Annotated in this window: 9 protein-coding genes; 4 read left to right on the top strand and 5 right to left on the bottom strand. The window is 38.3% G+C overall.

The window, feature by feature from the left end; all coding sequences use genetic code 11:
* The 3 genes from IKK64_05640 to IKK64_05630 form a co-directional block, all read right to left on the bottom strand.
* On the bottom strand, window positions 1-2,011 hold a 2,011-nt coding region (locus tag IKK64_05640; GenBank protein MBR4119547.1), incomplete at its 3' end, for a C10 family peptidase.
* A 308-nt stretch (window positions 2,012-2,319) separates the two neighbouring features.
* A complete protein-coding gene (locus tag IKK64_05635) occupies window positions 2,320-2,898 on the bottom strand; it encodes an OmpH family outer membrane protein (GenBank protein ID MBR4119546.1) in 579 nt (192 codons plus the stop codon).
* A gap of 26 nt (window positions 2,899-2,924) precedes the next feature.
* On the bottom strand, window positions 2,925-3,095 hold the full coding sequence (locus IKK64_05630) for a hypothetical protein (protein MBR4119545.1): 171 nt from the start codon (window positions 3,093-3,095) through the stop codon (window positions 2,925-2,927).
* A 212-nt stretch (window positions 3,096-3,307) separates the two neighbouring features.
* Here IKK64_05630 and IKK64_05625 point away from each other — a divergent pair, with 212 nt between their 5' ends.
* From IKK64_05625 to IKK64_05615, 3 genes are all read left to right on the top strand, one after another.
* Window positions 3,308-4,765 (top strand): aminoacyl-histidine dipeptidase, encoded by a 1,458-nt coding sequence (locus tag IKK64_05625; GenBank protein ID MBR4119544.1) that lies wholly within the window; start codon window positions 3,308-3,310, stop codon window positions 4,763-4,765.
* Between the two features lies 1 nt (window position 4,766).
* A complete protein-coding gene (locus tag IKK64_05620; protein ID MBR4119543.1) occupies window positions 4,767-5,084 on the top strand; it encodes a DUF59 domain-containing protein in 318 nt (105 codons plus the stop codon).
* 77 nt (window positions 5,085-5,161) lie between these two features.
* Window positions 5,162-5,905 (top strand): UDP-2,3-diacylglucosamine diphosphatase, encoded by a 744-nt coding sequence (locus tag IKK64_05615; protein ID MBR4119542.1) that lies wholly within the window; start codon window positions 5,162-5,164, stop codon window positions 5,903-5,905.
* A 117-nt stretch (window positions 5,906-6,022) separates the two neighbouring features.
* On the opposite strand, the gene IKK64_05610 is transcribed toward IKK64_05615, so the two are convergent.
* A complete protein-coding gene (locus tag IKK64_05610; protein ID MBR4119541.1) occupies window positions 6,023-7,444 on the bottom strand; it encodes a tetratricopeptide repeat protein in 1,422 nt (473 codons plus the stop codon).
* A gap of 7 nt (window positions 7,445-7,451) precedes the next feature.
* Window positions 7,452-7,910: a hypothetical protein gene (locus tag IKK64_05605; GenBank protein ID MBR4119540.1), complete on the bottom strand. Its 459-nt coding sequence runs from the start codon at window positions 7,908-7,910 to the stop codon at window positions 7,452-7,454.
* 148 nt (window positions 7,911-8,058) lie between these two features.
* Here IKK64_05605 and IKK64_05600 point away from each other — a divergent pair, with 148 nt between their 5' ends.
* Window positions 8,059-8,799, top strand: coding sequence for an adenine nucleotide alpha hydrolase family protein (locus tag IKK64_05600; GenBank protein MBR4119539.1), 741 nt, complete (start codon window positions 8,059-8,061; stop codon window positions 8,797-8,799).
* Window positions 8,800-8,823: the final 24 nt, after the last annotated feature.

Below are 8,823 nucleotides of genomic sequence, written 5' to 3'. Positions count from 1 at the left end.
TATAATCAGCTCCTGATAATGCAAAGTTTGCAGTATATGTTTTACCCTCTTCAACTGCTACTGTATATGTTTTACTTGTGCTTATGGTTGATGTTCCATCACTCCAACCTGTAAACATATATCCTGATTTTGGAGTTGCAACAAGTGTTATTTCTTCTCCTGCATATAACTCTTGTGTTCCTGCTGTAATACTATACGAAGCAGAACCCATATCGGAGTTAGATGATACTACTGTGGGTTGTATTGGTGAGAGTTGAGAAAATTTACCTGCTATTGCCAAGTAATTTCCCGAAGCATATTCAGATATAATAGTAATAGATGTTTCCGCTTGGGTACTAATAGGTGCGTCCATACTATAGACTGGAGCATACCAGCCATCGAATCTATATCCTCTTGTTGCTTGGGCTTTTAGATTTACTATATCGCCAACACATACAGTTGCTGCACTTGGTTCTACTTTATTGTTTGCATTTGTATTAGAAAGTAAATCCTCTGCCACAGCACCAACGGATAATTCAATTGGGTTATCAGAAAACTTTGCTGTATAGGTTACATCTCTTGTAATGGTTGTAGAATACGGATTTTCGCTACTTAATGATATGTTTCCATTATACCAACCTACAAATTGTGCTGTTCCTGTTGCTGTTGCCTCTAATTCAACTGTTGAGCCTGCTTCTACCACTTTTGATGTTACGCTCTCTCCATCAATTGTTACACTGCCTGCTGTATCAGGGTCTGCTGCAACTGAAACTGTTACTTGCTTGTTGGGTTTAAAGTTGATATATGCTCTATGCTCTGAACCTGAGTCTGTCCACGAGTAATTATCGCCTGTTGAAGGAGTTATTGCATCAATAGTAAACCATCCATTACCATTACCTTTCCATCCAAAATTAAAGTGGAAATAGTCATTGTTGGTATATCCGTCAACTACAAACATATGACGAGAATCTCCTGTTCCCGAATTTTTTGCAGCATATGGAATTGGGCAATCATTATCAAGACTTCTTTTTAATTTTTCTTTCCATTCAGAAATATCGTTTATTGCTTCCGGAACATTGTAATTTCCCAAAACGGTAGTTTCTATTGTATAATCGAAACATGTCTTTATTTTTTCAGGAAGATCACCATCTGTAATAGAAGTATTTCCCGGTGTATATGTTACACCAAAGGCATAACCTACATTTCGCATTAATGTTGCAACTTGTGTTATATTCTCTTGAGTCCAATTAGCAGAGTACTCAAGGGGCATATTATCCCAATCATATGTTGTTGCAGTGTGATCTATTGTTACCACTGGACAGTTTGTGGGATTATACCCATTGTACTGATCTACTGTCCATGAAGCAACAATAGATCCTTTTCCTTGTATAGGCCACTCGTGGTAGCGCATTACTATTGAAAATGCTGTTGGAACACATCCTGTTAATGTTGATGTCTCAATAATATTGCTATTAGAGTCATATACTTGTACAACAGGACACAAATTATTAAATGGTGCTCCTTGACCCCATTTTGCTGTTTCTATCTCAACAATGGGTGTTCCAGCGATATTCTCATTGTAATTTTTGAGATTATTGCCTGTTGATGTTATATTCTCACGTGCATATTTTACCTCTGCATCTATTCCTGAAAGGTAGTCTTGCATTGGTAAGGGTATATCGGTTACGGCAGGTGCATTTCCCTCATAAGAGTATCCGATGATACTGCGGGTATTGCTGTCGCCCGATACAATCACGAAGCCCTCTCCATCGGGATTGTTGAATACATAAAACGTTGGATCTTCTTCTACACTCTTAAGCATTGAACTGCCCGATTGTGTTAGAGAGTTGCTATCCCACGCATACTCCAACTGTGTTGCACTTTTTAATTGTGTTTTTTGTGACCTTGCACTCTGTGTGAAGAATGCGTTTGCTATTTCACTTGCTCCTTCAACGGTTATTACTTCCGCTTTGGCATTAAAGCAAAACATCACAAAAAGGAGTAATACTCCTAATACTGTCTGTTTTTTCATAGTTTGTGTTTTTGTATAGTGTTTATATTTTTTCTTCTTTTCTATTTACCTCTAAGTAATCTTCTAATTTTCAACCTACAAAGGTAATGCTTTTTTTTGATTATATACATTTTTTAAGAGTTTTTTTTCAATTAGTACATGGCGAAAGCCACAATTAGGAGTTAGGAATTAGGAATGAGGAATGAGGAATTAATTTTTGGAGCTATTGGACTAATTAGACTAATTGGGCTAATTGGACTAATTAGACTAATTAAAAAAAAATGGTTACCATAAGGCAACCATTTCTTTGTTTTATTTTTTTTTGCTTCTTATTTTTTGTAACGTGCATTTAATCCTTTTATTACCTCTTCGGTAATATCCATTTTTTTGGTTACATGCAATGTTCCTACTTGTGTTAATACTATGTCGTAGGCGCTGCTTAATACTTCATCGATGTAGTTTTGGATTGAGTCGTTTACTCTGATTTGCATTTTTTGTGTGCTTTGCATTGCCTCTAAATCAAGTTTTTGTGCGTACTCTTGTAGTTTACGCTCCTCGTTGGCTAATCGTTGCGACTCTTGTTGTGCTCTATCGGGACTTAGAAATGCATTGTTTTCGGCTTTGCGTTGGAACTCTGCTACCTCTTTTTCAAATGCTTTTGTTCGCTCGTTTATGTTTGCTCTCATTGTTTCTTGCATTTGCAACATTTCGTTATTTAACTCTTGTGCAAGGGTGTAGCTTCTTAACAATGAATCGGTGTCAACGTATGCTATTTTTAATACGTTGGTTTGTGTGCTGTCGTTTGGTATTGCTACTCCTCCGTTGCAATCGGCATTTTTACATTGTGTAAATGATACGGCTAATAATAGTGCCGCTATTACTACTGATAGTGTTTTGAAATTTTTCATAAATTTTTTATATTATTTTTTTGTTATTAATTTTCTCTGTTTTGTTCTGATATTATATCGTTAAGATTCTTTTTTGCCCGGTCTCTGGCATCGGTTGATACTGAACAGGTTATACCTCGGTCCTTCATATGTTTGCTTTTACCTATGTGTCCGTTGGGAAATTTTCCTCCTTTTTTAAACAAAATCTTTACCGACATTGCGAATATTGCAAAAATAAGGAGAAGAAATGTAAAAAGCAATACTATATACCACATTTTTATATTATATTTGTGAACTATATTTTTATTTTGTTATTGTATTTTCTAAATGGTATTGCATAAGCCTAATTGCTTATGCGGTTGCAAATATAGCAAAATAAATCATATTAGATGTTATTATATATGTGATTATAATTTAAAAAACAATATTTATGAAGATTACTGATTTAAAGCCTCAGGCTATTTGGACTATTTTTAATGAGATTACTCAAGTGCCTCGCCCTTCAAAAAAGGAGGAGAAGATTCGCCAATACTTAATGGATTGGGCTGCGAAAAATAATATTGAGGCTAAAGAGGATGAGACTGGTAATATTCTTATGAGCGTACCTGCTACTCCCGGTTGCGAGAATGCTCCTGTGCTTACTATGCAGGCTCATATGGATATGGTGTGTGAAAAGAATAGCGGTGTTGATTTTAACTTTGAGACTGATGCTATCAAAACTGTTGTGGATGGCGATTGGGTTCGTGCCGAAGGTACTACTCTTGGTGCTGACAACGGTATTGGCATGGCTGGTGCTATGGCTATTCTTATTGATGAGAATATTAAACATGGTCCGTTAGAGGCTCTTTTTACTGTTGATGAGGAGACCGGCTTGACTGGTGCTTTTGCTTTGAAAGAGGGCTTTATGAAGGGCAAATATCTTCTTAACCTTGACTCGGAGGATGAGGGCGAGGTGTTTGTTGGCTGTGCGGGTGGCGTTGACACTATTGCTACTCTTCCCTACTCTACTGTGAAGGCTCCAGAGGGTTATCACTTTATTAAGATTTTTGTTGAGGGTTTGCGTGGCGGTCACTCTGGTTGCGATATTCATTTAGGTCTTGGTAACTCTATTAAGATTCTTTCTCGTTTCTTGATGATGTGGATGCGTAAAAATCCTTTATGCTTGGTTAGTTTTGAGGGTGGTAACTTGAGAAATGCTATTCCTCGCGAGGCTTCGGCTGTGGTGGCTGTCAGGAAAGAGGATAAAGAGCCTATTACTGTTGCGTTGAATATGTTTGCTGCTGAGGTGGCTAACGAACTTAAAGGGGTTGATGATAACTTTAAGATGCGTTGGGAGAGTACCGAGCCTGCTGATGTTATTGAGCAAACTACTGCTCAAAATCTTATTAACGCTTTGAATGGTTGTGTGCAAGGGGTTATGGCTATGAGCCGCGACTTGGAGGGATTGGTTGAGACTTCGACTAATCTTGCTTCGGTGAAGATGCCCGGAGAAAATAAGTTTGTTATCTCTACCAGCCAGAGAAGTAGTGTTGAGTCGGCTAAACATGCTACTGCTTTCAGCGTTGAGAGTATCTTTACTCTTGCCGGTGCTTCTGTTTCTCATAGCGAGGGCTATCCCGGTTGGAAACCTAAAATGGACTCTTCTATTTTAAAAACTACTGTTGATACTTACGAGCAACTGTTTGGCGAGAAACCTGCTATAAAGGCTATTCACGCCGGCTTGGAGTGCGGTTTGTTCTTGGAGAAATATCCTTACTTGGAGATGGTTTCGTTTGGCCCTACTCTTAGAGGTGTTCACTCTCCTGATGAGAAGATGCATATTCCTGCGGTAGCAAACTTTTATAAACATTTGGTTGCAGTTATTGAAAAGGTAGCAGAGGAGAAATAGTATGTTAGATCACGAGCCAACTTTAGAGGAGAGGGTTGTGAAGATGCTTCGCACCGTTTATGATCCTGAGATTCCTGTTAATATTTATGACTTGGGACTTATTTACCTTATTGATTTTGACGAGGAGAATAATCTTAAGGTTGAGATGACTTTTACTGCACCTAACTGCCCTGCCGCCGAATTTATTTTGGAGGACGTGAGAATGAAACTTGAGGGTATTGAGGGGGTTAAGAGTGTTGACCTTCAGGTTGTGTTTGAGCCTGAGTGGAATAAAGATATGATGAGCGAAGAGGCTAAACTTGATTTGGGTTTCTTGTAATTGGTTGTTAGACTAATTGGGCTAATAGGACTAATTATAACCAAGACCTGACAAGTTCTCTAAGGTATTAGTTAACAATGAAGAAAATTTATTTTATATCGGATTTGCATCTGGGGGCTAAAACGCTTAAATCGCCTCGCGAAACGGAGATGCGTGTGGTTGAGTGGTTAGACTCGGTTAAGGAGTCGGCTTCGGCAATATATATGCTCGGCGATATTTTGGACTATTGGTTTGAGTATCGTTGCGTTGTGCCTCGCGGTTTTACTCGCTTCTTTGGTAAGATTGCTGAACTTACCGATAGTGGCGTTGAGGTGCATTGGTTTATTGGTAATCACGATATTTGGATTTTTGATTATCTGCCTTCGGAACTTGGTATTACTCTCCATAGAGAGTCAATTGTTACTGAATTAGGTGGCAAACGCTTTTACTTGGGACATGGCGATGGCGAAGGAAAACGCTCGTTTGGTTTTTTGTTTATTCGCTGGTTATTCCGCAACAAGGTGTGTCAAAAACTATACTCTGCCATACATCCTCGCTGGAGTGTTCCGTTTGCCCATGGGTGGTCATCGAACAGCAGAAAGGCTGGTGGCGAAACGCCTAAGTTTGGTAATGATGAGAATAATCCTCTTGTGGTGTGGGCTACGGAGTTTAATTGTAAATCGGATAAGAAGATTGACTTCTTTGTTTTTGGTCATCAGCACTTGTTATTCAGCCGTACTCTTACGAGCGGTGGCGAGATTGTTCTCATAGGCGACTGGATTTCGCACCTCTCTTACGCTGAGTTTGACGGCAACGAGATTTCTCTAAAGTGCTTCAATTAGATTTTAGGGGGTGCTTTTGAGCTGTTTTAAATAATAGGCTTAAAATTTGAGATAATATATTTTGCGGACAGAGTGATTCTCTGTCCGTTATTTTTTTTAATATAGATGTTGTATGGATTACTTTACCTCCTCTTGGCGAGCAGCATTGCGATATTGCTCTGGTTGAGGATAGAGGGTTTTGAGATTATCTTCTGCCTTTAATATTGACTCTGCGAGTTCCTCTTTTTGCGAGGGTGTTGCTTTGGCATATTTTGCTCGTAACTCTTTAAGGTGTGTTTGTTGATTGGCAATCTCGCGTTCTACTCCTTCGGCCAGTTTGTAGAGTTCTAATGCTTTGGAATTTTTGAATTGTGTGTATTTTGTATAGGTTACTCCCGGTATTATTATAAATTCAAAATCGGCTTCTTCTCTGTTTTGTATGGGTTTTATCTCGGTATAGACTTGTTTTAATAATTGTTTATAGTTCTGCTCTTCGCCCTCGAGCCATGTTTGTGATATTGTGGCTACTTGTGCGTAGGGTTTTATTGAATCGAGTGAGAGTTGGGTATATATCTCTTTTACCTCGTTGGGTATATATATGTATATGGCTACGCTATCAGACGGTTGATTTCGTTCTGTTGCAAACCATCCTACATTGTTGTACTCATCTATTACCATCATATAGTCGTTGGCGGTTGAGTTAAATGGCATTCCTAAGCTGCTCGGCGAGAGATATTCATCGCTATTCAGGTTTTTGCGTGTTACAAATATGTCGTATCCGCCTATCGATAATGAGTCGTTGTCGGTAGCAAAATAGAGGGTTAATCCGTCACTTAGAAGATAGGGATATGCTTTGTTTCCCTCCACTTCAGGCATTACATCTACGGTTATCTCTTCGCTCCAGTTGCCATCGTTCATTCTATTACGCATCTTTATTGTATAGATGCTGTCTGTGGGGGTTGAGTAAAGCACTTTGTCATCGCGTTGATTTTTGTAGAGTGTTCCCTCCTCCTCGCCTCCAAATATATCAGAGAAGTATGATAGTGTTCCACATTCGTGCGACAGTTTGTAACTATCCAAAAATCTTTCTTTTGCTACTATTATCGAGTCTATGATTTGTACTTTTTCTGTTCGGCGCAGCATTGATTCGCATCGTGCGGCTCTTTTATATAGTTTCTCGCCTTTTGCTACCTCGCCTTTGTTTTTCTCTAACGCCTCAATGTATTGCTCAAAATACTCTTTTGCTTGTGTAAAGTTATAGTTGTCAAATGCTATCTTGCCTAAATATAGGAACGAGTCTTGTATCTTCTTTTTTGCTGCTTTTTGCAGATATGGCTCTGCTTTTTCTGCCTCGCCGGTTTCGTATAGACACACTCCGTACCACTGGTTTAGTTGTGCATCGTTGGGACGACTCTTGAGTTGTTTACGAAATACCTCTTTGGATTGTGCATACTCGCCTTGTTTATACATCTTTTTTGCCTCCTCTAATGTTTGCGCCGAGAGGGGTAGTGCTACAAATAGTAGTATGAGTGATACGATTGTATATTTTATCTGTTTCATATTATGTTTATTTTGATGTGTATAATTTTATAAATATGTTTCGTTCCTCTTCTGTGTTAAAGGCTTCTGCCGATACCATCAGTAATCCTTTATCGGGGGTACTTAATATGTAATACCCTCGGTTATATCCTCTGTATTTTATCTCTTCTTTTTTAAATTCTTTCTCCTCTCCTACTGTTGGTACTACTACTATTTTTTCTTCATCTATTAGCAAGTGTTTATCGGCAAAGGGGCTTATCTTTATCTGCATTACTGCTGAAAAATAGAGATGAAATATTATAAAGGGGATTGTTCCGAACAGTATTATTATTGAGGCGTAGATATATTGTAGTTTTATTATGGGCAACGCTATCAATGCTACGGCTACCGCTATTGCTACATATCGGTAACGCTTGAGTTGCAGATGCAATATTATGTTTACAAACTGCATAGGTCGCATTGTGAATATTTGGGTTTTTATTGCCATATTATCTATTAAACTATATATATGCTTATATACTATATAGAACACAAATTTAGGTAAAAGTTTAGTTTTATCACTCTTATTAAATAATAAAATAGTAAATTTGCAGGCAAATTTTACGAAAGAAAGAATAATTGCTCTATATTTTACAATGCAACAGGATAGCAACTCTTTATTGAAGAAGTGTGATAAGTTGGTAAGAACTTGCATTAAGGATTATGCTCTTATTGCTGATGGGGATAAGGTACTCATTGGGTTGTCGGGTGGCAAAGACTCGTTGGCTCTTACTCAGCTTCTTGCTATGCGGTCTAAAATTCACTCTCCAAAATTTAGTGTTACTGCTCTTCATATCAGAAACGAAGGTATGGGGTATGATTCAGACACCGAATATTTGAAAGGTTTTTGCGAGGGTTTAGGTGTTGAGTTTGATGTAATGGATATCTCAATTGACCTTACTAAAGACAAACGCAAATCGCCTTGCTTTTTGTGTTCGTGGTATAGACGTAAGGCTCTTTTTGAGTATGCTAAAAAGAATGGTTTTAAGCGTATTGCTTTGGGACATCATAAGGATGATGTTATTGCTACTCTTATTATGAATATGGCTTTTCAGGGTTCTATATCATCAATGCCCCCGCTTTTGCAAATGGAGAAGTTTGATGTTGCTATTATTCGTCCCCTCGCTTTGATTGAGGAGAGCGTTATTAAAGAGTTGGCAAACAACGAAGGGTATGTTATTCAGAAGAAGTGTTGTCCTTACGAAAAGAGTAGTTTCAGGAGTGATGTTGAAAAGATTATTGCTGACCTTGAAAAGCTTAATCCTAATGTGAGAAGCAGTATCTGGAAGAGTATGGAGAACATTATGCCTGATTATCTGCCTAGAAAGAGTTGTTAGTTGTTAGTTTTTAGTTGTTAGAGA

The organism is Bacteroidales bacterium, assembly GCA_017521245.1.
In the GTDB taxonomy this organism is placed as follows: domain Bacteria; phylum Bacteroidota; class Bacteroidia; order Bacteroidales; family G3-4614; genus Caccoplasma_A.
This window is presented reverse-complemented; position numbering and strand designations above follow the sequence as displayed.